Source organism: Butyricicoccus sp. AF18-9LB, from assembly GCF_027684505.1.
GTDB classification, from domain to species: Bacteria; Bacillota; Clostridia; order Oscillospirales; family Butyricicoccaceae; genus Agathobaculum; species Agathobaculum butyriciproducens.
Map to the genome: position 1 here is coordinate 1 of NZ_JAQCWA010000033.1, position 20,410 is coordinate 20,410.

Genomic DNA, 20,410 nt, shown 5'->3' on the forward strand with positions numbered 1-20,410 from the left:
ATGTACAGTACAATGACCGCACAGATAAAAAGCTCAAAGGCTTTCTTCCTCATGCGCAGCACCTCCTTCCGCCCACAGACCGTGGGGAAGAAGAAGATCTGACCGCCTGCAGTGATTGCTCACTGCGTGTGCAACAGCGTTTCCACGAGTTAAGTATAACAGGACGTGCGAAAAATGTCAATTTCCGCAGGTTGACAGCATCTGAAAGTGTGCTATAATGTAATTAAAGGGAAACGCCGTCCGTTGGACGGTCAGCTCCCAAGTTCAGTCAAAAGTTTTCACAGATGACCGTACGGTTGCCGCCGGACGGTCATCGCGCATATACGGAGAAAATGTACAATACAATGACTGCACATACCAAAAGCTGAAGTGCTTTCTTCCGCATTTACGCCACCTCCTTTCCGCCTCAAACCGAGGGAGGAAAAGAGGAGCTGACCGTTTGTCCATGCAAACAGGCGTTTCCTTATGACAAGTATATCACACAGGCGCAAAACCTGTCAATTTACGGCTGACCTTACCCGGTCGGCCGCTTTTTGTGTGAAAATGCTTGCCTTTTGCATGGAAAATGCCGTATACTTGTATATACCGAATCCACACGCTAAGGAGCGAAACCTATGAATATCACCAAGGGCGATGTGCAGGAGCTGCGCCGCCGTTTGAAAAAGACCGAATGCACGTTCGGGCGTCTGTGCGGCTGCTACGTCAACAGCGGCAAGCAGATCGTGACCAAGTTCACCGAGCAGTTTTCCGAACTGGAAGAGGATGAATACTACAAGTACCTCGAGATCGCGAAAAAGACGTTCAGCGGCACGCTCGGCGCAAACCTGCTGGAATTGGAGTTTGACCGCAGCGACAGCGGCATCGAGCACCAGAAATACCTGCTGACGCTCAAGGACAGCAAGCTGGCGAACGAGGAGCTGCTCGACCGCCTGTACGAGCAGGTGATCGAGGAGTACAGCTACCCGGGCAACTACCTGATCGTGGTTTACCACGATGTGTACGACGTGCCGAGCAAGGCCACCTCGGGCGAGGACCAGGACGAATCCACCGAGCTGTATGCGTACTGCGTGTGCGCGGTCTGTCCGGTCGAGCTGGCGAAGCCTGCGCTCGGCTATAAGGAGGACGAAAACCGCATCGGTGCGCGTGAGCGCGACTGGGTTGTCGGTCTGCCCGACCTCGGCTTTGTGTACCCGGCGTTTGCAAACCGCGGAAGTGACGTCAATGCCGTGATGTACTACGTCAAGACCGGCCGTCCGTCGCACCCCGAGTTCATCGAGAACGTGCTCGGCTGTGTCGCGCAGCGCACGGCTGCCGAGGACAAGCTGGCATTCAAGAACGTGGTGCACGACGCCTTTGGTGAGGATGAGGAGCAGGCAGACGCGGCGTTCTTCCAGATGCAGAAGACCATCAGCGCCATGGTGGCCGAGCGGGAGGAGGATGAGAGCCTGCCGCCGGTCGAGCTGACCGCCGAGGCGGTCTCCGGTCTGGCGACCGAGGCCGAGGTGCCGGATGAGGTGCGCGCGCAGATCGAGAAGTCGTACGAGCAGGTGTTCGGTGACCAGCCGCCGCAGGCGCATAACGTGCTGGACAGCCGTCTGGTCGAGGAGGGCACGGTCAAGGCGCATACCGCCGCTTTGGAGCAGAAGGTGGCAGTGCTGCAGCAGGAGCTGGCGCATCAGGCGGCAAACGCCGCTGACACGGACGAGGACGACGTTCCGTGGGAGACCGGCACGGTCATCGACGTGCGCATGCCGCAGGAGAGAGCCGTGAACGTCCATACCGAGGTCGTGGAAGGGCAGAAGTGCCTTGTTATTCCGCTTGCCGGGGATGAGTCCGCGCGGATCAACGGCGTGGAAGTGGAATAATTTATACATTAGGGTGTACCGAAAGGTATGCCCTTTTCCTTTTTCAGCACCGGCTGAGCGGGGAAACTGAACCGCGCAGGCGGTTCACCCTTTTCGGGCGGCAGCCTTTTTTCAGCACCGGCTGAGCGGGGTACTCGAACTGCGTTAGCATGTTCGCCCCTAACGGGCGGGGAGTTTTTCGCTTGAAATCAAGCGAGGAGTTGCGCTCTGCGGAGCGCGGGGATTCGCCGCGCCCCGCGGCGGGGCAAGAGGGTAGACACCTACGGTTTCTACCCTCTTAACTCCCGTTTCCCTTTATTTCTTAGTCTGGCGCAGATTGCCGACATGTGACCGCTTCGAAATAAGGGAACGGCAGAGGAGTTTTTCTCTGCTGCGGACGAACTACCTTCGGAGTTCGTCCTCTTGAGCAACCTGTTCGCAGTGTCAGATAGCGTACTGCTACACAGGTCGGCTACTTCCAGCAGGCGCGGCATGACAGTGCCGCGCAACTCTTTAACACGTTATACCGCACGGCACCTACGAATTTAGATGTCTGGTATAATTTATCCTCGTAGGTGCTGTCTATTATAACGTGCTTACGAATCGCGCGGCACTGCTATGCCGCGCTCTGCGCAGAGTAAACCGTCTGTGTAGCAGAACGGTATCTGACCCTGCGAATAGGTTGCGAAAGACACGGAAGAAAAAATCCTCTGCCGTACCCCATTTTCGGAGCGGTCACATATAGGAAATCTGCGCCAGATTAGGAAGCAAGGGAAAGGTAGGAGTTCAAAGAGGAAGGAAAACCGCAGGTTGTCCTTCCTTTTTGCCCACCGCCGTGGGTACGGCGTCGCCCCCGCCGCGGGGCGCGGCACGTTCCCGCCGTCCGCAGACGGCGAATCCCCCCGCTGAGGTTCAGCGAAAAACTTCCCGCCCGGAAAGGGCGAACCCGCTGACGCAGTTCGCGCACCCCGTACAATCGGTGCAGAAAAGGAGCCGCCCCGTCAGGGCGAACCCGCTAACGCAGTTCGTGTGCCCCGCTCAGCCGGTGCAGAAAATCCGGGAAATCCCGAAAAAATTTTCCCGCCCGAAAAGGCAGTAAAAACGCCCATTCTCACGCTGAGAAAACGCCTATTCGGATGGCGAAGTTAGCAAAACCTAACTACACGGAATCCGGTCGAAAATTTCTCTCGAAAAAGTGCTTGACATATTGGTTAGGATATGCTAACTTATATACATGGTTAGCCGAGGCTTACTGATACGCCCCGTTGACCGGCACGCTTCCTCACGGAACGGGAACGTGCTGAAAAGTTATAAAAGAAACAGCTTCCTCTGTATTTTGCGCATCATTCCGAACAAAAACCGTTAAGACGTTGCGCGGCTGAATGGCTAACCGCAGCCGCGCTGTTCGGGAAAACCGCATACCAAACGTACAGACCGGAAATACTGTAAACGGGAGGTGCATCAGCAATGCAAAATGGCTTGGATCGACTTTTAGCAACCTACTGCTCGCCGACACTGGCGGGCATCAAACCGGCAAGTCTGGTGTCGTGCGACCGGAATTTATATCCCGATCTGCCGCAGCGGCTCAGCGAATACCGCAATGCTTTCGCAGCGCGAGAGATTCACTTCGAGATCGTCTGCGCCTGCAGCGCACGCTTCCTCTTACTGGTATATAACAAGCCGCAGCTTGAACGCCGCATGGCGGACCCGCAGGTGCAGCATGTGCTCCGGCACTTTGCGTACCCGGTCGGTCAGCCGCTCGATGTTCTGCTGCGCAATCTCAAGCGCCGCATCGCCGTGTCCAAGGACTTTCCGCACGAAATCGGACTGTTCCTCGGATACCCGATCGAGGACGTTGTGGGCTTTATTCGATACGCCGGAAAGGGCTGCAAATTAAGCGGTCTCTGGAAGGTGTACGGCGATGCCGAGGCGGCATCCCGACTGTTTGACCGCCTATCGCGGGTATGCCGCGCTGTGACCAGCCGCGTTGACAAGGGCGAAACCCTTTTTGAAGTGTTTGCAGCATAGCATAACTCGATAGAACTACAAATATAGAACAATACATGTGAAGGAGCAAAATCATCATGAGTAAAGCAGCAGTTATTTTCTGGAGCCAGACCGGCAACACCGAGCAGATGGCAAACGCAATCGCAGACGGCATCCGCGAGGGCGGCATGGAAGTTGACGTACTGAACGTTGCGGACACCACCCCGGCTGACGCTGTTAAGTACGCAAAGATCGCTCTCGGCTGCCCGGCTATGGGTGCTGAGGTTCTCGAGGAGACCGAGTTCGACCCGTTCTTCACCGAGCTGGAGAGCAAGATTTCCGGCCTGAAGGTTGCGCTGTTCGGCTCCTATGGCTGGGGCGACGGCCAGTGGATGCGTGACTGGGTACAGCGTACCAACGACGCAAACGCTGTCATCTACACCGATGAGGGTCTCATCCTCAACGAAACCCCGGACGACGACGGCATCGCAAAGTGCAAGGAGTTCGGCAAGGGCTTCGCAGCATTCTAAATTAGATTTTCTCTTGCGGCGTGTGCATACCTGCGCGCAGCGCCGAAACAATTTCTCACGGTCGTAACTGATACGACGGTATCAGTTATGATACAAATATCCTTTCTTGTCCCGGGGGAAACCCCATGGCATACTGCCCGGTATGTCAAAACATAACATGAGCCCGCGGTCATCCGGAACAATGGCCGCGGGCTTCCTCCTATCTGCGGAATGCCCACAGTTAGCGACAGCATACTGCACAATTAGTCACGGCAAACTCTGTGCAGATTAGTTAGCTTTAACAAACTTGCTTTTTCCGTATTGACACAAAAGGTTAGCTGGTGTAAACTTCAAATGATAAATAGGTTAGAGCGGTCTAACCTGATACAAAACACTTTTTTTCGCGCAGAGATTACAGAAAAGGAGAGGATTACCATTATGCCGCTTACGTTAATGGATGTTGGTGTAGAGACCACCGTAAAGACCATTCGAGGAAAAGACCAGACGAGAAAGTTCCTGCAGAATCTCGGCTTTGTCGAGGGCGCAAAGGTCACTGTTGTGTCTTCTCTGGCAGGCAACGTGATCGTAAACGTGAAGGATGCGCGCGTCGCAATCTCCGAGCAGATGGCCTCGCGCATTATGGTTTAATTGCAAAGGGGGCAAACGCAAATGAGCAATCTGAGAAACACGCCGGTCGGCTCCACCGTAACCGTCCGCAAGATTGAGGGCGAGGGTGCGACCCGCCGCCGTATCATGGATATGGGCATCACCCGCGGTGCGGAGATCTATGTCCGCAAGGTAGCGCCGCTGGGCGATCCGGTCGAGATCACCGTGCGCGGCTACGAGCTGTCGCTTCGCAAGGCAGACGCCGAGATGATTCTTGTAGACTAAAGCTGCTCATTTGCACCTTCCCTTGAGGAGAAAAACGGTGCGCCGGTGCTTGTCATAAGCGTCGGCGTACCGATATCCCCTGTAAAAAGGTGCAGAGCAAAAGCAAGTCACATAAACGCGTTAAAAATTTTTTTACATAGGGGTTAGCGGATACTAATCCCAAGAAAGGGGAAAAAACATGTCAATTCGTTTGGCACTTGCCGGCAACCCGAACTGCGGCAAGACCACGATGTTTAACGATCTGACCGGTGCGACCCAGTATGTCGGCAACTGGCCGGGTGTTACCGTGGAAAAGAAGGAAGGCAAGTTCAAGGGCGACAAGGAAGTCCTGATCACCGACCTGCCGGGTATCTACTCCCTCTCTCCGTACACGCTGGAGGAGGTCGTTGCGCGTGATTATCTCGTAAATGAGAAGCCGCAGGCCATCATGAATCTGGTGGATGCCTCCAACATCGAGCGCAACCTGTACCTGACCACCCAGCTGCTCGAGATGGGCATTCCGGTCGTTGCGGCGCTGAACATGATGGATATCGTCAAGAAGCGCGGCGACGTGATCGACGTAAAGAAGCTGTCCAAGGAACTGGGCGTTACGGTCGTTGAGACCGCAGCCATCAAGGGCGAGGGCACCAAGGAGCTGGTCGAGGCGGCAAAGAAGGCTGCCAGGGAAGGCAAGGCTCCGGCACGCATCAAGTTCTCCGACACCGTTGAAAATGCGGTAAACGAGATCGAAAAGCTGATTGCAGACGTTACCGAGCCGGCACAGCGCCACTGGTTCGCTGTCAAGCTGTTCGAGCGCGACAGCAAGGTGCAGGCGCGCTTTACGCTCGGCAAGGACGTGCAGGACAAGATCGAGAAGCTCATCACCGCCGTTGAGGAGGAGCTTGACGATGACGCGGAGTCCATCATCACCGATGAGCGCTATCAGTATATCGGCAAGCTGGTCAAGGACTGTGTAAAGAAGAAAAAGACCGGTCTGTCCACCTCGGATAAGATCGACCACATTGTTACCAACCGAATCCTCGCTCTGCCGATCTTTGCACTGGTCATGTGGCTGGTCTACTACGTTTCCGTAACCACCGCGGGCGGCATCTTCACCGACTGGGCGAACGACGGTGTGTTCGGTGAGGGCTGGCACCTGTTCACCATCGGCGCTGCTGACTATGAGGAAGCAACCGCTGAGTACGACGACCAGATCACCCGCCGCGATGCATGGCTCGAGGCTGCTGACGAGGCCGGCATCGACACCGCTGCTCTGACCGAGGCGCTCGAGGCCGAGGAGGCTGACGAGACCGCTATCGCTGACGCAGCTGCTGCTATCGAGGCAGACCCGGCTGCTGCATCGGTTGTCGGCACTGCCGAGTTCGAGGACGAGGACTCCGGTGAGGTTACCACCGAGGACGTTACTCTTGCGACCTTCGAGGAGACCATGACCGCCGAGGAGCCGGACCCGGCTGATTTCGGTGTATGGGTGCCGGGTATTCCGGTGCTGCTGGAGAAGCTGTTCGCTTCCATGGGCGTTAACGAGGATGGCTGGGTTTACAGCCTGGTAATGGACGGTATCGTTGCCGGTGTCGGCGCGGTGCTGGGCTTCGTTCCGCAGATGCTCATCCTGTTCTTCTTCCTCGCTATCCTCGAGGACTGCGGCTACATGGCGCGCGTTGCATTCATCATGGACCGTATCTTCCGCAAGTTCGGTCTTTCGGGCAAGTCCTTCATTCCGATGCTGATCGGCTCCGGCTGCGGCGTACCGGCTGTCATGGCTTCCCGTACCATTGAGCAGGAGCGCGACCGCCGTATGACCATCATGACCACCTGCTTCGTACCGTGCGGCGCTAAGCTGCCGATCATCGCAATGTTCGCAGGCGCGTTCTTTGGCGGCTCCGGCACCATCGCATTCTCCGCTTACGTTCTGGGCGTGCTGTCCATCATCATCTCGGGCATCATGCTCAAGAAGTTCAAGATCTTTACCGGCGACCCGGCTCCGTTCGTCATGGAGCTGCCGAGCTACCACGTTCCGACCGCAGGCAACGTATTCCGCTCCATGTGGGAGCGCGGCTCCTCCTTCATTAAGAAGGCAGGCACCGTTATCCTGCTGTCCACCATCTTTATGTGGTTCACCCTCGGCTACGGCTGGGAAGGCGGCGCGTTCTGCGCGGTATCCGATATCGACAACTCCATCATGGCGCGCATCGGCTCTGTAATCGCTCCGATCTTTACGCTGCCGGGCTTCGGTACCTGGAAATCCACCGTTGCCGCCATCTCCGGTCTGGTCGCAAAGGAGAATGTTGTCGCTACCTTCGGTCAGCTGTATCACTTCGTCGGCGAGGTTGCCGAGGACGGCTCCGAAATCTGGGGCGAGCTGGCTGCTGACTTCACGCAGGTCGGCGCGTATGCCTTCATGGCGTTCAACCTGCTGTGCGCACCGTGCTTCGCGGCAATGGGCGCCATCAAGCGTGAGATGAACAACGGCAAGTGGACTGCACTGGCCATCGGCTACATGTGTGCTTACGCTTACGTTGTATCCACCATCATTTATCAGATCGGCGGTCTGATCACCGGCGAGCTGACCTTCGGTGTCGGCACGGTTGTTGCCATCGCGTTCATCGCGCTGATCATCTTCCTGCTGTTCCGCAAGCCGGCCAAGGCTGACTCCACCGAGGGTCTGCGCCGCATGAGCGTGGACGCCAACTAATCCTTCCGTATTTGAAAGGAGGCTTTTACCATGAGTATTGGTGATGTAATTCTGGCTTTGATCGTAGTGGCTGTCGTGTTCTTTGCGGTTCGTTCGGTCTTCGTCAAGAAGTCCGTCGGCTGCAGCGGCGATTGTGCACATTGCGGCGGCAGCTGTCATCACACAGCGCCTCCGGACAAGAAAAAGTAAACACCTCTCTAAAACCGTCCCGCTTTGCGGGGCGGTTTTTTGCGTTAAGATCGTACTCTCGGACAGGGATTCGCAGGCAGAGCTTTTGCGGTTCGTCCTTTCCGGGCGGAGAGTTTTTCCGTGAACCACGACGGGGAGTGCCGCTACGCGCGGCGGGCGCACAAGAGGGTAGACAACCTACGGTTTTCCACCCTCTTGTGAATCTCCCCTTTTCCCTCAAGGGCTTGGGTGCAGATGGTAGACTGCGTAAGCAGGAAAAGGGGAACGGCAGAGGATTTTTACTACCGCGGGGTATAACACCTTTCCGCATTTCGGCTGCCGTACTGCTACATCCAATTTGGGTCTGCGCAGGCGCGGCATAACAGTGCCGCGCAAACCGATTGCAAGTGCCAACCGGCTACAACCGCAGGACGTGGATAATCAGCACAGGTAAAAATGTTGCGCGGCACTGCTATGCCGCGCCCTGCTGGAAGTAAACCGTATGTGTAGCAGTACGGTATCCGACACTGCGTAGAGGTAGAGAAATGGACGCGCAATGCGCGCCCCTACAATAAAGGTAGACCGACTGCCGTTCCTTTTCCTGCTTACGAAGTCTACTATCTGCACCCAAGGTAGGCTTCCAAGGGAAACGGGTGTTCAAAGAGGGTAGAAACCGTAGGTGTCTACCCTTTTTGCCCACCGCCGTGGGTACGGCGCAAAACGCCCTTTGCCTTTCCCACTCGGCGTGCTATAATTGATACATAAAGGTGGCGAACGCGCGTGAAACAGCTGACCAAGAACCAACTGAAGATTCTCGCCATGGTGTGTATGACGCTCGACCACATCGGCGCGGCATTTTTTCCGCAGGCGGTGTGGCTGCGCGTAATCGGACGGCTGGCGTTTCCGCTGTTCTCCTACTGCATTGCAGAGGGCTGCCGCTATACGCGGAACAAAGCCCGATACTTCGGCAGCGTGTTCGCGTGCGGCGCAGTGTGCGTTATCGCGTTCCTGCCGTTCGGCAGCTTCTACGGCAACGCGCTCATCACGTTGAGCATGTCCATTTTGCTGCTGTACGGCATGGAAGCGTGGGAAAGCAGCGGAAAACTGCGCTTTCTGGCATTGACAGCCGCGCTTGCCGCCGTATTTTACCTGCTGTGCCGGACGGTCTACATCGACTACGGCTTCGCCGGCGTGCTGCTGCCGCTATACGCCGCAGCGGGACGTATCCTCTGGGAGCGCGTGTTTGCCGGCATTCCGCCGGCCATCGGCGAGCGGCTCGGTTTTGCGATCGGTCTGCTGGCGCTTGCCGGTGTGATGGGCGGCTTGCAGCGCTTCTGCGTGCTGGCGATCTTCCCGATTTTGCTGCTCGGCAATGAGCGCGGTAAATGGAAGATGAAGCACTTTTTCTATATTTACTATCCCGCCCATCTGGCGCTCATCGGCGCGATGCGGATGGCGCTTGAAGCAGTGGCAGGATAAACGAAAATGTGGTATACTATATTTAATGTATCAATGAGCGAGGAAAATACACATGAAAATCATGGTGATAGACGGCAACAGCATATTGAACCGCGCGTTCTACGGCATCCGGCAGCTGACCAACCACGAGGGACTGCCCACCAACGCGGTTTACGGCTTTCTGGCTACGCTGTTCAAACTGCAGGACGAGGAGCAGCCCGACCGCACCATCGTCTGCTTTGACGTAAAGGAAAAGACCTTCCGCCACCTCAAATTCGACACCTACAAGGCCACCCGCAAGGGCATGCCGGATGAGCTGGCGGCGCAGCTGCCGATTACAAAGCAGGTGCTCGATGCGCTGGGCGTTACCCGCTGCGAGCTGGCAGGCTACGAGGCGGATGACCTGCTCGGCACCATCAGCCGCCGCGCGGACGAGCACGGTGACACCTGCGTAGTCGTAACCGGTGACCGCGACAGCCTGCAGCTTGTCGGCGGCGGCACAACCGTCATGCTGGTCTCCACCCGCATGGGACAGACCACCTATCAGACCTACGACACCGCCGCCTTCCGCGAGAAATACGGCTTCGACCCGATTCGCCTGATTGACCTCAAGGCGCTCATGGGCGATTCGTCGGACAACATTCCCGGCGTGCCCGGCATCGGTGAAAAGACCGCCATGCAGCTTCTGCACGACTTCGGCACGCTCGAGGGCGTGTACGCGAACATCGACGACGAGCGCATCAAAAAGGGTGCGCGCACCAAGCTGCAGAACGGCGAGCAGTCCGCGAAGGACAGCTTCTGGCTTGCCACCATCGACCGCAACGTGCCGCTCGATTTGGATGTGGAGCACCTGCCCGCGCAGGACATCGACGAGACCGCGCTCTACGACCTGCTGACGCGGCTGGAGTTCAAGAATTTCATCAAGCGGTTTGACCTTTCGGGCGAGAGCGTGTCCGCGCCGCGTCTGCCGGAGCTGAAAACAGAACGAGTGGAGAATGTGCTCGAAGCATTCAACTTAATGGATTCGCTGACCGACTGCGACCGCGTGTACGCCATCGTGCCGGAAACCTTAGGTGCAGTTTGCCTGCTGGACGGCGACACGGCGCACATCCTGTTCGCGGAGGCGTTCGGTGACGCGTGGAACGACATTCTGTGCCGCCTGTTCGACGGCACGCTGTCGCTCGTGCTGCACGATGCGAAGGCCACCGTGCGGGCACTGCTGCAGCGCGGTATGGACCCGAAGGGCATCGTGTTTGACACCGCCATCGCGGCGTATCTGCTCGACCCGACCCAGTCCGGCTACGACCTGCCGCGGCTTGCACTCGCGTACTGCAATGCCGAGCTGCCGGAGCTGGATCTGGACGATCCGGCGGCGGTTTCGCTGCTCGGCGGTCAGGAGGACACCGAGAAGGCCGTGGCGCAGCATGTCGGTGCGCTGCGCGCTATTTACGCCGAGGCGGCTGACCGGATTGAGCAGTTCGGCATGAGAAAGCTGTACTATGAAATCGAGCTGCCGCTCCTGCGTGTGCTGGCTGAGATGGAAGCGGCGGGCTGTGCGGTCGAGCCGGATGAACTGCGTGCCTTCGGTGACAAGCTGGACGTGCGTATCCGCGACCTGACCGAGCAGATTTATCATGACGCGGACGGCGAGTTCAACATCAACAGTCCCAAGCAGCTGGGCGAGGTGCTGTTCGAGAAACTCGGCCTGCAGGCTCCGAAAAAGACAAAAACAGGCTATTCCACCAACGTTGAGGTGCTTGAGCGTATCGCGGAGGACCACCCGATCGTGCCGCGCATCCTCGAGTACCGCAAGCTGACCAAGCTGAAAAGCACCTACGTTGAGGGACTTCTCAAGGTCATCAGCCCGGTGGACGGACGCATTCACACGCATTTTCAGCAGACCGTGACCGCCACCGGACGTCTGTCCTCGACCGACCCGAACCTGCAGAATATTCCGGTTCGCACCGAGCTTGGCAGCGAACTGCGCCGCATGTTTGTCGCACCGGACGAAAATCACGTCCTGATTGACGCGGATTATTCGCAGATCGAACTGCGCGTGCTCGCGCATATCTCGCAGGACGAGCACATGATCGAAGCCTTCAAGCACGGGCAGGATATTCACGCCGCAACGGCTGCCAAGGTCTACCATGTGCCGCTTGAGGAGGTCACGCCGCAGATGCGCTCCTCGTGCAAGGCGGTCAACTTCGGCATCGTGTACGGCATTTCGGATTTCTCGCTCGCGCAGGATATCGGCGTAACGCGCAAAGAGGCGGGCGAGTTTATCAAAACCTACCTCGACACCTATCCGGGCGTGAAGAAATATATGGAGGACATCAAGCAGACCGGCAGGGAGCAGGGCTATGTTTCCACGCTGTTCGGCCGCCGCCGCGCACTGCCCGAGCTGAAAAGCAAGAACTTCAATATGCGCTCGTTCGGTGAGCGTGTCGCCATGAATACTCCGATTCAGGGCACCGCCGCGGATATCATCAAAATCGCCATGGTACGCGTCCGCGACCGCCTGCTGAGAGACGGTCTGCAGAGCCGATTGATTCTCCAGGTGCACGACGAACTTATCCTCGAGGCACCGAAGGACGAGCAGGAAACCGCTATGCGCCTGCTCACCGAGGAGATGGAGAACGCATTCCGGATGGATGCACCGCTCGTGGCAGAGGCCAAGGCGGGGCACAGCTGGTACGATGCGAAATAATTTGCTGCCCCGCCCTACGAAACAGATTCCGAATTAGAGAAGGGATAAAATGGACACCATAATTTTTCTTTGCACCGGCAACACCTGCCGTTCCCCGATGGCGGAAGGCTTATTCCGCGCACATAACGGCGAGGAAAAGACCGGTTTAACGGCGGCTTCTGCCGGATTATACACCGAAAACGGCCTTCCGGCTTCCGCGAACGCGGTTGCCGCAGCCGGAGAACGCGGCGCGGATATTTCGGCGCACCGCTCGCAGCAGCTGACCGCCGAGATGGCCGAAAATGCGAAGTATCTGGTCTGCATGACCGGCGCGCACTACGACCGGCTGTGCGAGCTGTTCCCGGACTGCGCGGACAAGATTTTCACGCTGCTGCCCGAGGACATTTCCGACCCGTTCGGCGGCGATCTCGCCACCTACCGCCGCTCTGCCGCCGAGATCGACAAGGGCGTGCAGGCGGTCATCAAGAACCTGAGCCGATGAACATTGTCGTGATGCAGGAGCGCCATCTCGCGGCGCTGGCGGAGATCGAGCGCGCGTGCTTTCACGCGCCGTGGAGCGAGAACATGCTGCGCGAGGAGCTGGGCAAGGGCATTTTTCTTGTGGCGGAGCAGGACGGCAGAACGGCGGGTTACGTCGGCTGCCAGACCGTGCTCGACGAGGGGTATATTACCAATGTTGCCGTGTCGCCCGACTTCCGACGGCAGGGCATCGCGCGGGCGCTGATCGCCGAGCTGACAGCAAAAGCCGGAGAAAACAAGCTGGCGTTTGTCACGCTCGAGGTGCGCGAGAGCAATGCACCGGCGATAGCGCTCTACACCGGAGCCGGATTTGCACCGGTCGGAAAACGGAAGAATTTTTACAGCAATCCCACAGAAAACGCGGTTTTAATGACGATTTCACTGATTTGAAGGAGGATTTTGCCATGCTGGAGCTTCGCTTTGTTGACGCGGAAAACAGGGATTTTCACGACCTGACCGCTGCGCTGGACGAGTATTATTTCATGCTTGTCGGTGAGGTGGAGAAGCGCTACGCCAAGTACAACCTGCCGCATCTGTTTAACTGCCGCATCGTCGCGTACGAGGACGGCAAGCCCGCAGGCTGCGGCGCGTGGAAGAAGATCGACGAGGGGACATTCGAGGTCAAGCGCATTTATATCGCGCCGGAGTTCCGCCGAAAGGGCGTTGCGAGCGCGGTCATTACAGCGCTCGAGCAGGACGCGGCAAAGCACGGCTTCACCAAGGCCATCCTCGAGACCGCCCGCACGACCGAGGATTCGGCGGCGCTGTACACCAAGCTCGGCTATCGCGTCATTCCGTACTACGGCAGTCCGGCGGGCGCGGAAAACTGCCTGTGCTTTGAGAAAAATTTAGGAGATTAACCATGAAAATACTTGCAATCGAGTCCTCGTGCGATGAAACGGCGGCAGCCGTCATCGAGGACGGACGAAAAATCCTGTCGAGCGTGGTCGATACGCAGATCGCCACGCACGCGCTGTACGGCGGCGTTGTGCCGGAAATCGCGTCTCGGCGGCACATGGAGGCGGTCGTGCGCGTGACCGAGCAGGCGCTCAAGGACGCGGAAATGGACAAGCACGACGTGGACGCGGTTGCCGCGACCTGTGCGCCCGGACTGATCGGTGCGCTGCTCGTCGGCGCGAACTTCGGCAAGTCGCTGGCGTTTGCGATGAACAAGCCGTTCATTCCGGTGCACCACATCCGGGGACACATTGCGGCCACTTATCTGGCGTATCCGGAGCTGAAACCGCCGTTTTTGACACTGATTGCGTCCGGCGGTCACAGTGAGATCGTGATGGTGAAAAGCTATACCGAGTTTGAAATCCTCGGCGGCACACGCGACGACGCGGCAGGCGAGGCGTTCGATAAAGTTGCCCGCGTGCTCGGTGTCGGCTATCCGGGCGGCCCGAAGATCGATAAGCTGGCGCAGGACGGCGACCCGAAAATGTACAAGCTGCCGGATTCGCACATCAAGGATGCGCCGCTGGATTTCTCCTTCTCGGGACTCAAAACGGCGGTCATCAATCTGGCGCACAACGCCGAGCAGAAGGGCGAAACCATCGACCGGAACGGTCTTGCGGCCTCGTTCTGCGCGGCTGTCGTGCATACGCTCGTGCCGCGGCTCGAGATGGCTGTCAAGCAGACGCATGCGCGGCGCGTTGTGTGTGCAGGCGGCGTGGCAGCGAATTCCTTCCTGCGGGCGGCCCTGCAGGACATGGCAAAGCGCGAGCACGTTCAGCTGTTTATGCCGCCGCTGCAGCTGTGCGGCGATAACGCCGCCATGATCGGCAGTCAGGCGTATTATGAGTATCAGGCGGGCACCCGCGGCAAAACCCTGCAGAATGCCTACGCCACCGCGGATATCGGAAAGAATATCTGCGATTGAGATGAATTGAGAATGCACTTCGTCTGCATAGCAAAACCCCGGCCGTCCCTTTTACCCTTTTTGTTGATGGGGTATAACTCCGGTGATTTCACTAAATCACGCACATAACCGATACTGGATACCAAAAAGATGCCGAAGGCAACCTCGGCATCTTTTCATGCCTCGAAAGAAGCACAAAAATATTGTATGATACAAAAGAATTCTCTCTTTTCAGAATTGTGTACTTATGGGAAATGAGCTTATAAATATACATTGCAAACAGCAGACATCTATTTTATAATCAAATATAAAAATCGAAATTTATAAAGGAGAATATTGATGAAATTATTTTTATGTTCGCACTTTTCAAGTGTAGGAAGTCTGATAAAGGAAAAAATTGAAAATAAGAAAGTCGCATTTATTCCAACAGCTTCACTGCGTGAAGGCTACACCGGTTATGTCGGCTCGGCTCGAAAATTATTCAAAAGGTTGGGAGCGATCGTAACTGAAATTGATATTTCAACGGAGGCTTATTCAACGATACAGTCTGTTTTTGAAGAAGCAGATGTGATATATTTTACCGGCGGAAATTCTTTCTTTCTTATGGACCAGCTCCGTAAAACGGGAACTGATGGACTGCTGAAAAAGGAATTAGCAAATGGAAAATTGATGATCGGCGAGTCGGCAGGCGCAATTATATGCGCTCCAAGCATCCAATATATCGAGCAAATGGATGAAAAGCCGGAGGACTACTCACAAGAAGATGATGCAGGGATTGATTTGATTGATTTCTATGTTCTTCCGCATTATCTTACAGCGCCATTTAAGAAAGTTACTGAGAAAATAATGACTGAGTTTTCGGATTTGAATCTATGCCCAATTAACAACCGTCAGGGAATTGTAATTGATGGTGAAGATTCAAAGGTTATTTGCAAAGACTAATTTGAAAATTCCAGTTTGTTGAACTGAATAGCATATTCTGACCGATAGGAGCAAGGTTGAAACCCGCCTTGCTCCTTTTCCTATGCTTAGAGTTCCGTCAAATCGACGGAGGGATTGGCGGATAGGCTTATATCAACACAAAAGGTAAAAGGGAACCCCGGCCTTGTCGCTTGACAAAGCCGGGGCTGCTCGGGTATAATATACCCAAGAGGACACTGTTCAGCAGTCAGACCCTCTATCATCGTAATGTTATTTTGATGACCGTTCGGGGTTCAGACGAGCGGTCATCGCGCTTTTATACAGAAGATGTACAGCAGGATTACTGTACATACGAAAAGCTGAAATGCCTTTTTCCGCATTCGCGTCACCTCCTTCCTGCCGCAGACAGCGGGAAAGGAACAGAGGGTCTGACCGCTATGTGAACTTGTCCGTTTCGATTATAGCATATGAAATCGAAATCTGTCAATAAACCGCCTTTTGGGGCGGTTTTTGCATTTTATGACAGAAAAAAGACGGATACATGAGTCCGTCTCTTACAGCAAAAAAATAAAAACCGTCTGAAAAGACGGTTGATTGGCACAATATGACACACATGCTGTAATCAAAGTGCAAACGGTGAAAAAAGGTTGTTCCTCCCTCGATAAAAAGGGAGGTGATCTGGATGTCAATTTCCGAAACGCTGCTGTTGTTTCAGTTGATCACCACGATCGTCTTTGGTATCTTAGGATACATAAAGAAATAACCGCTCCCCCTGAATAAGAAAGCGGCCTTCTTCTCGACATAAAATCGATCCGAGGAACGACCGCTCTTGGCAGAGAGCCGCCGTTTGTACTTAAAATTATAGCGCAGAGTCTCGGCTTTGTCAAGCGACAAGGCCGGGACTCTGTTGTTTACGCGTCATAGGAAATCAGTCCAAGCTGCATTTTCCAGTCGATGACACGCACGGCGGAAGCGTGAATCTGCGACTCGGGAATCGTGCCGTCCTGCACGGCAGCAAGCACGGCGTTGTACTGGGTCTCGAAATCCGACGAGGTGAGCATATCATTGCCCGCCTGTACGGCAAGCACCGCCGCGTTTTCGCCGCCGGTGTAATCGCGGATGGCGTCCATGATGAGGTCATCGGTCAGGATTACGCCGTCAAAGCCGAGTTCCTTGCGGAGAATGCGGTGCACCTCGGCTGAGAGCGATGCCGGCCGGTCGGTGTCCATGCAGTTTACCACATTATGGCTGACGAGAACCGACTGCGCCCCGCTCGCAATGCCCGCCTGAAACGGCAGGAAATCCGACTGCCGGAAGGTGTCCATCGGCCGCTCGTCAATGGCGATGCCGGTGTGCGTGTCCGCGTTATTGCCGTAGCCGGGGAAGTGCTTGAGCACCATGCCGGTCTTGTCGCTGACCATTTGCGTAACCACCGTGCGGACGTATTCGCCGGTCTGCTCGGCGTCCATGCCGAAGCTGCGCGCGTAAATGAAATCGCTCGGGTCGGTCGAAACGTCGCACACGGGCGCAAAATTAACGTTGATACCCAAATCGCGCAGCAGCGCGTCCTTCTCGGCGGTGTCGCTTGTGATGCGGTCAAAGCCGCCCTCGCTGTACAGCGCCTGCGGTGACTGGAATTTCGTGCCGCGCAGATTCGGGTTGGAGCTGACGCGCACGACCGTGCCGCCTTCCTCGTCCACGCCGATGAGCATGGGCGTTTTTGCGGCATTCTGGTAGGCTGCGATGGTATTTGCGACGGATTCTTTGGTCTGTCCGTCAAAATCGCGCGCAAACAGCAGATAACCGCCGATGTCGTACTGCGCGGTCAGCGCCGCCGCGTCGGTCTCCGGACAGCGCACGAAGAACATCTGCGCGACCTGCTCCTCGAGCGTCAAGCCGTCCGCATACTGCTCTGCCGCCGTCCGGCGGACCTCCTCCGGCGTGGGTTCCGGCTCGGGCTGCTCGACGGTCGGCGCGGACGGCGTTTCGTCCTTTGCGGCGGTGTCCGTGCTGCCGCAGGCCGTCAGTCCGGCGCAGAGCAGACCCAGCAGCAGCGCAAGCATTCGTTTTTTCATGTGTGTCACCTCGTTTGCTTACATTATACAAGAGAGCAGGGGAGTTGTAAAGCATAGGGTGAATGTGGTAATATTACAAGGTAGGAGTTTAAGGCAGGAGGATGCGTGAGAGCGGAGAGCGTGTCACTCGTCAATTATCTGCATATGTGCAACCGCAAGGGCGAACCGTGTTCACTCACAAAACGGAAATCCCTAATCCTGTCATTTGTTCTACACAAGAAAGGATGTTCACTATGAACATAACCATACTCTATCCGCACAAACGGAAAACCAAATCGTCCACCTACGGCATTGCACAGATGGTGCTCGACCGCCTGCTTTCGGGCGGCACGCTGCACGAATTTTATCTGCCGCAGGATATGCCGCATGTCTGCGCGGGCTGCTATGCATGCATGAACGGCCGCGAGGACAAGTGCGGCGGGCACGAATACATGCAGAAGCTCATCGCCGCGATTGATGACTCCGAGCTGATCATTTTCTGTGCGCCGACCTACGTTTACCACATTCCGGGGCAGGTCAAGACCCTGCTCGACCACTTTGCGTACCGCTGGCTGGTGCACCGTCCCGACCTGTCGCTGATGTGCAAGCAGGCGCTCATCATCACGACCGCGGCGGGCGGCGGCATGAAATCCACCGTCAGGGATTTGCGCGACAGCATGAACTACTGGGGCGTCGGCCGCACGCACGTTATCACGCAGGCTGTCTGGGGATACGACTGGAGCAGCATGCCCGAGAATTTCATGCACAAAATTCAGCAAAAGGTGGAGAAAACGGTTTCTGCCATTCGGAAAAATGCCGGAAATGTTACGCCATGCGCGAAGGTCAAGGGATTGTTTTATATGTACCGCCTGTTCCATAAAAAGCGCAAAATGAATCCCGTTGACGATGAATACTGGCATCAAAAAGGCTATGTGACGGAGAAACCTTGGAAAAGAGGACGATAATGGCAACCACAAAAGAATTTCTCGCGGAAATATTAGACCGCCTGTCCGGACTGGACGGCGTAACGCATCGACCCATGATGGGGGAGTACATACTCTACTACAACGGCAAAATCGTCGGCGGAATTTACGATAACCGCCTGCTGGTCAAGCCGGTCAAAGCTGCGATAAGCTGCCTTCCGGATGCGCCTTATGAATTTCCGTACGACGGCGCAAAACCCATGCTGCGGGTGACGAAAACCGACGATGCCGCCCTCCTGCAGAAGCTGCTGCGTGCCATGTATGACGAACTTCCGGCACCGAAACTCAAGAAGAAAAGCAATAAGGAGTGAAAAACATGCACACCATCGGACGTTTTGCACCCAGTCCGAGCGGCCGTATGCACCTCGGCAACGTGCTGTGCGCGCTGCTGGCATGGCTGAGTGCGCGGCAGCAGAACGGCGAATTTCTGCTGCGGATTGAGGATTTGGACGAAATGCGCTGTCCGCGCAGCTTCGCGGATTTAATTATCGACGACCTGCGGTGGTTAGGGTTAGACTGGGACGGCGAAATCCCGTATCAGTCCGAGCGCACGGCTGTTTACGAGAAATATGAGGCGATTCTGCGCGAAAAAGGTCTGCTGTATCCGTGCTTCTGCTCGAGAGCGGCCCTGCACGCCGCAAGCGCGCCGCACCTGTCGGACGGCAGGGTGGTCTACGCCGGAACCTGTCGCGATTTAACACCCGAACAGGTGGCCGAAAAGCGCAGAAAGCGTGCGCCTGCAACGCGCGTGCGCGTGCCCGAGCGCACCATCACGTTCACGGACGGCGTGTACGGCGAGTATACCGAAACGCTCACCGAGGAGTGCGGCGACTTCATCATCCGGCGGTCGGACGGCGTGTTCGCGTATCAGCTGGCGGTCGTGGTGGATGACGGCCTGTCCGGCGTGACCGAGGTCGTGCGCGGGCACGATCTCATCGGCAGTACGCCGCGCCAGATCTGGCTGTATGAGCTGTTCGGCTTCACACCGCCGAAATTTATCCATATCCCGCTGCTGTGCGACCATGACGGACGCCGCCTGTCCAAGCGCGATGAGGACCTCGACCTCGGCCTCCTGCGGGAAAAATTCACACCCGAGCAGGTCATCGGCGCACTCGCCTGCGCCGCAGGACTGACCGACACCGCAGAGCCGGTCTCCGCGAAGGAACTCGTCAAAGCGTTTTCGTGGGAGAAGATTCCGAAGCACGAACTCTATTTGCCGAACGTGTTCCGAGATATCGAGAAGAATTGAGAATGAAAAATGGAGAATGGAGAATTACCGTTAGGGTTTTCCGTTCTCCATTTTTGGTTTATTGGGTGTTATTTCTTATATCATTTGCACGATTTATGCCGTAGGGTGCGATAAGGTAAAGTCTAACATCAATTATAATTCGCAGGTGCCGTCCGTAACAACGCGCAAACGAGTTGCGCGACACAGACATGTCGCGCCTGTGGAGATGAAACCGCATGTGTAGCAGAACGGTATCTGACATTGCGAATAGGTTGCGAAAGACACGGAAGAAAAAATCCTCTGCCGTTTCCCATGTCGAAGCGGTCACATATAGGAAATCTGCGCCAGATTAGGAAGCAAGGGAAAGGTAGGAGTCCAAAGAGGAAGGGAAACCGTAGGTGTCCCTTCCTTTTTGCCCCCGCGGCGGGCGCCGCAGTCTCCCGCGCTCCGCAGAGCGCAACTCCCCGCTGAGGTTCAGCGAAAAACTCCCGCCCGTTAGGGGCGAACCCGCCTGACGCAGTTCGCGTCCCCCACTCAGCCGGTGAAGAAAAAGGAGCCGCCCGTTAGGGGCGAACCCGCCTGCGGCAGT

General features: G+C 56.3%; 19 protein-coding genes. 18 read left to right on the top strand and 1 reads right to left on the bottom strand.

The genetic code is table 11. The features are described 5' to 3' along the window. The 15 genes from PGY33_RS12985 to PGY33_RS13055 form a co-directional block, all read left to right on the top strand. A partial coding sequence (locus PGY33_RS12985; protein WP_270478964.1) for a hypothetical protein occupies positions 1-218 on the top strand: 218 nt, incomplete at its 5' end. Positions 219-614: 396 nt separating this feature from the next. Further along, the gene (locus tag PGY33_RS12990; protein WP_118478484.1) at positions 615-1,865 is read left to right on the top strand and encodes a DUF4317 domain-containing protein; all 1,251 of its coding nucleotides are present in this window, start codon (positions 615-617) and stop codon (positions 1,863-1,865) included. Positions 1,866-3,311: 1,446 nt separating this feature from the next. Continuing rightward, complete coding sequence (locus PGY33_RS12995) at positions 3,312-3,872, top strand: DUF3793 family protein (protein ID WP_270478966.1); 561 nt, start codon at positions 3,312-3,314, stop codon at positions 3,870-3,872. A gap of 56 nt (positions 3,873-3,928) precedes the next feature. After that, a complete protein-coding gene (locus PGY33_RS13000) occupies positions 3,929-4,360 on the top strand; it encodes a flavodoxin (protein ID WP_116704598.1) in 432 nt (143 codons plus the stop codon). Between the two features lie 417 nt (positions 4,361-4,777). Then, positions 4,778-4,987: a FeoA family protein gene (locus PGY33_RS13005; RefSeq protein WP_188885631.1), complete on the top strand. Its 210-nt coding sequence runs from the start codon at positions 4,778-4,780 to the stop codon at positions 4,985-4,987. A gap of 21 nt (positions 4,988-5,008) precedes the next feature. Continuing rightward, a complete protein-coding gene (locus PGY33_RS13010; RefSeq protein WP_186968835.1) occupies positions 5,009-5,230 on the top strand; it encodes a FeoA family protein in 222 nt (73 codons plus the stop codon). A 178-nt stretch (positions 5,231-5,408) separates the two neighbouring features. Beyond that, complete coding sequence (gene feoB, locus PGY33_RS13015) at positions 5,409-7,922, top strand: ferrous iron transporter B (protein ID WP_270478971.1); 2,514 nt, start codon at positions 5,409-5,411, stop codon at positions 7,920-7,922. A 30-nt stretch (positions 7,923-7,952) separates the two neighbouring features. Next, positions 7,953-8,111, top strand: a complete 159-nt coding sequence (locus PGY33_RS13020; protein WP_243036879.1) for a FeoB-associated Cys-rich membrane protein — start codon at positions 7,953-7,955, stop codon at positions 8,109-8,111. A 759-nt stretch (positions 8,112-8,870) separates the two neighbouring features. Then, complete coding sequence (locus PGY33_RS13025; RefSeq protein ID WP_270478972.1) at positions 8,871-9,569, top strand: TraX family protein; 699 nt, start codon at positions 8,871-8,873, stop codon at positions 9,567-9,569. Positions 9,570-9,621: 52 nt separating this feature from the next. Then, positions 9,622-12,255, top strand: a complete 2,634-nt coding sequence (gene polA / locus PGY33_RS13030; protein ID WP_270478974.1) for a DNA polymerase I — start codon at positions 9,622-9,624, stop codon at positions 12,253-12,255. A 49-nt stretch (positions 12,256-12,304) separates the two neighbouring features. Further along, on the top strand, positions 12,305-12,736 hold the full coding sequence (locus PGY33_RS13035) for a low molecular weight protein arginine phosphatase (RefSeq protein ID WP_270478976.1): 432 nt from the start codon (positions 12,305-12,307) through the stop codon (positions 12,734-12,736). Beyond that, positions 12,733-13,164 carry a ribosomal protein S18-alanine N-acetyltransferase gene (gene rimI, locus PGY33_RS13040; RefSeq protein WP_110435059.1) on the top strand — a complete coding sequence of 144 codons (432 nt, stop codon included), beginning with the start codon at positions 12,733-12,735 and terminating at the stop codon, positions 13,162-13,164. The genes PGY33_RS13035 and rimI overlap by 4 nt, the downstream gene beginning before the upstream one ends. A gap of 14 nt (positions 13,165-13,178) precedes the next feature. Then, a complete protein-coding gene (locus PGY33_RS13045; protein ID WP_118285145.1) occupies positions 13,179-13,634 on the top strand; it encodes a GNAT family N-acetyltransferase in 456 nt (151 codons plus the stop codon). A gap of 2 nt (positions 13,635-13,636) precedes the next feature. After that, a complete protein-coding gene (gene tsaD / locus PGY33_RS13050) occupies positions 13,637-14,656 on the top strand; it encodes a tRNA (adenosine(37)-N6)-threonylcarbamoyltransferase complex transferase subunit TsaD (protein WP_118730345.1) in 1,020 nt (339 codons plus the stop codon). Positions 14,657-14,974: 318 nt separating this feature from the next. Further along, entirely contained in the window at positions 14,975-15,577 is a 603-nt protein-coding gene (locus tag PGY33_RS13055) for a Type 1 glutamine amidotransferase-like domain-containing protein (RefSeq protein WP_270478979.1), read from the top strand. Between the two features lie 890 nt (positions 15,578-16,467). Here PGY33_RS13055 and PGY33_RS13060 read toward each other — a convergent pair. Further along, positions 16,468-17,631 carry a glycoside hydrolase family 3 protein gene (locus PGY33_RS13060; RefSeq protein ID WP_270478980.1) on the bottom strand — a complete coding sequence of 388 codons (1,164 nt, stop codon included), beginning with the start codon at positions 17,629-17,631 and terminating at the stop codon, positions 16,468-16,470. Positions 17,632-17,864: 233 nt separating this feature from the next. Here PGY33_RS13060 and PGY33_RS13065 point away from each other — a divergent pair, with 233 nt between their 5' ends. From PGY33_RS13065 to gluQRS, 3 genes are read left to right on the top strand one after another with little or no spacing between them, the layout of a single operon-like run. Further along, complete coding sequence (locus tag PGY33_RS13065; protein ID WP_270478983.1) at positions 17,865-18,575, top strand: flavodoxin family protein; 711 nt, start codon at positions 17,865-17,867, stop codon at positions 18,573-18,575. Next, positions 18,575-18,904: a TfoX/Sxy family protein gene (locus tag PGY33_RS13070; RefSeq protein WP_270478984.1), complete on the top strand. Its 330-nt coding sequence runs from the start codon at positions 18,575-18,577 to the stop codon at positions 18,902-18,904. Before PGY33_RS13065 ends, PGY33_RS13070 begins: the two co-directional genes overlap by 1 nt. A 5-nt stretch (positions 18,905-18,909) precedes the next feature. Further along, on the top strand, positions 18,910-19,842 hold the full coding sequence (gluQRS, locus tag PGY33_RS13075; RefSeq protein ID WP_270478986.1) for a tRNA glutamyl-Q(34) synthetase GluQRS: 933 nt from the start codon (positions 18,910-18,912) through the stop codon (positions 19,840-19,842). The last annotated feature ends 568 nt before the right edge of the window (positions 19,843-20,410 follow it).

What these genes read in the sequence shown, in the direction of transcription:
- PGY33_RS12990 (WP_118478484.1), top strand. Translation starts at nt 615, where the DNA reads ATGAATATCACCAAGGGCGATGTGCAGGAGCTGCGCCGCCGTTTGAAA.
- PGY33_RS12995 (WP_270478966.1), top strand. Translation starts at nt 3,312, where the DNA reads ATGCAAAATGGCTTGGATCGACTTTTAGCAACCTACTGCTCGCCGACA.
- PGY33_RS13000 (WP_116704598.1), top strand. Translation starts at nt 3,929, where the DNA reads ATGAGTAAAGCAGCAGTTATTTTCTGGAGCCAGACCGGCAACACCGAG.
- PGY33_RS13005 (WP_188885631.1), top strand. Translation starts at nt 4,778, where the DNA reads ATGCCGCTTACGTTAATGGATGTTGGTGTAGAGACCACCGTAAAGACC.
- PGY33_RS13010 (WP_186968835.1), top strand. Translation starts at nt 5,009, where the DNA reads ATGAGCAATCTGAGAAACACGCCGGTCGGCTCCACCGTAACCGTCCGC.
- feoB (WP_270478971.1), top strand. Translation starts at nt 5,409, where the DNA reads ATGTCAATTCGTTTGGCACTTGCCGGCAACCCGAACTGCGGCAAGACC.
- PGY33_RS13020 (WP_243036879.1), top strand. Translation starts at nt 7,953, where the DNA reads ATGAGTATTGGTGATGTAATTCTGGCTTTGATCGTAGTGGCTGTCGTG.
- polA (WP_270478974.1), top strand. Translation starts at nt 9,622, where the DNA reads ATGAAAATCATGGTGATAGACGGCAACAGCATATTGAACCGCGCGTTC.
- PGY33_RS13035 (WP_270478976.1), top strand. Translation starts at nt 12,305, where the DNA reads ATGGACACCATAATTTTTCTTTGCACCGGCAACACCTGCCGTTCCCCG.
- rimI (WP_110435059.1), top strand. Translation starts at nt 12,733, where the DNA reads ATGAACATTGTCGTGATGCAGGAGCGCCATCTCGCGGCGCTGGCGGAG.
- PGY33_RS13045 (WP_118285145.1), top strand. Translation starts at nt 13,179, where the DNA reads ATGCTGGAGCTTCGCTTTGTTGACGCGGAAAACAGGGATTTTCACGAC.
- tsaD (WP_118730345.1), top strand. Translation starts at nt 13,637, where the DNA reads ATGAAAATACTTGCAATCGAGTCCTCGTGCGATGAAACGGCGGCAGCC.
- PGY33_RS13055 (WP_270478979.1), top strand. Translation starts at nt 14,975, where the DNA reads ATGAAATTATTTTTATGTTCGCACTTTTCAAGTGTAGGAAGTCTGATA.
- PGY33_RS13060 (WP_270478980.1), bottom strand. Translation starts at nt 17,631, where the DNA reads ATGAAAAAACGAATGCTTGCGCTGCTGCTGGGTCTGCTCTGCGCCGGA.
- PGY33_RS13065 (WP_270478983.1), top strand. Translation starts at nt 17,865, where the DNA reads ATGAACATAACCATACTCTATCCGCACAAACGGAAAACCAAATCGTCC.
- PGY33_RS13070 (WP_270478984.1), top strand. Translation starts at nt 18,575, where the DNA reads ATGGCAACCACAAAAGAATTTCTCGCGGAAATATTAGACCGCCTGTCC.
- gluQRS (WP_270478986.1), top strand. Translation starts at nt 18,910, where the DNA reads ATGCACACCATCGGACGTTTTGCACCCAGTCCGAGCGGCCGTATGCAC.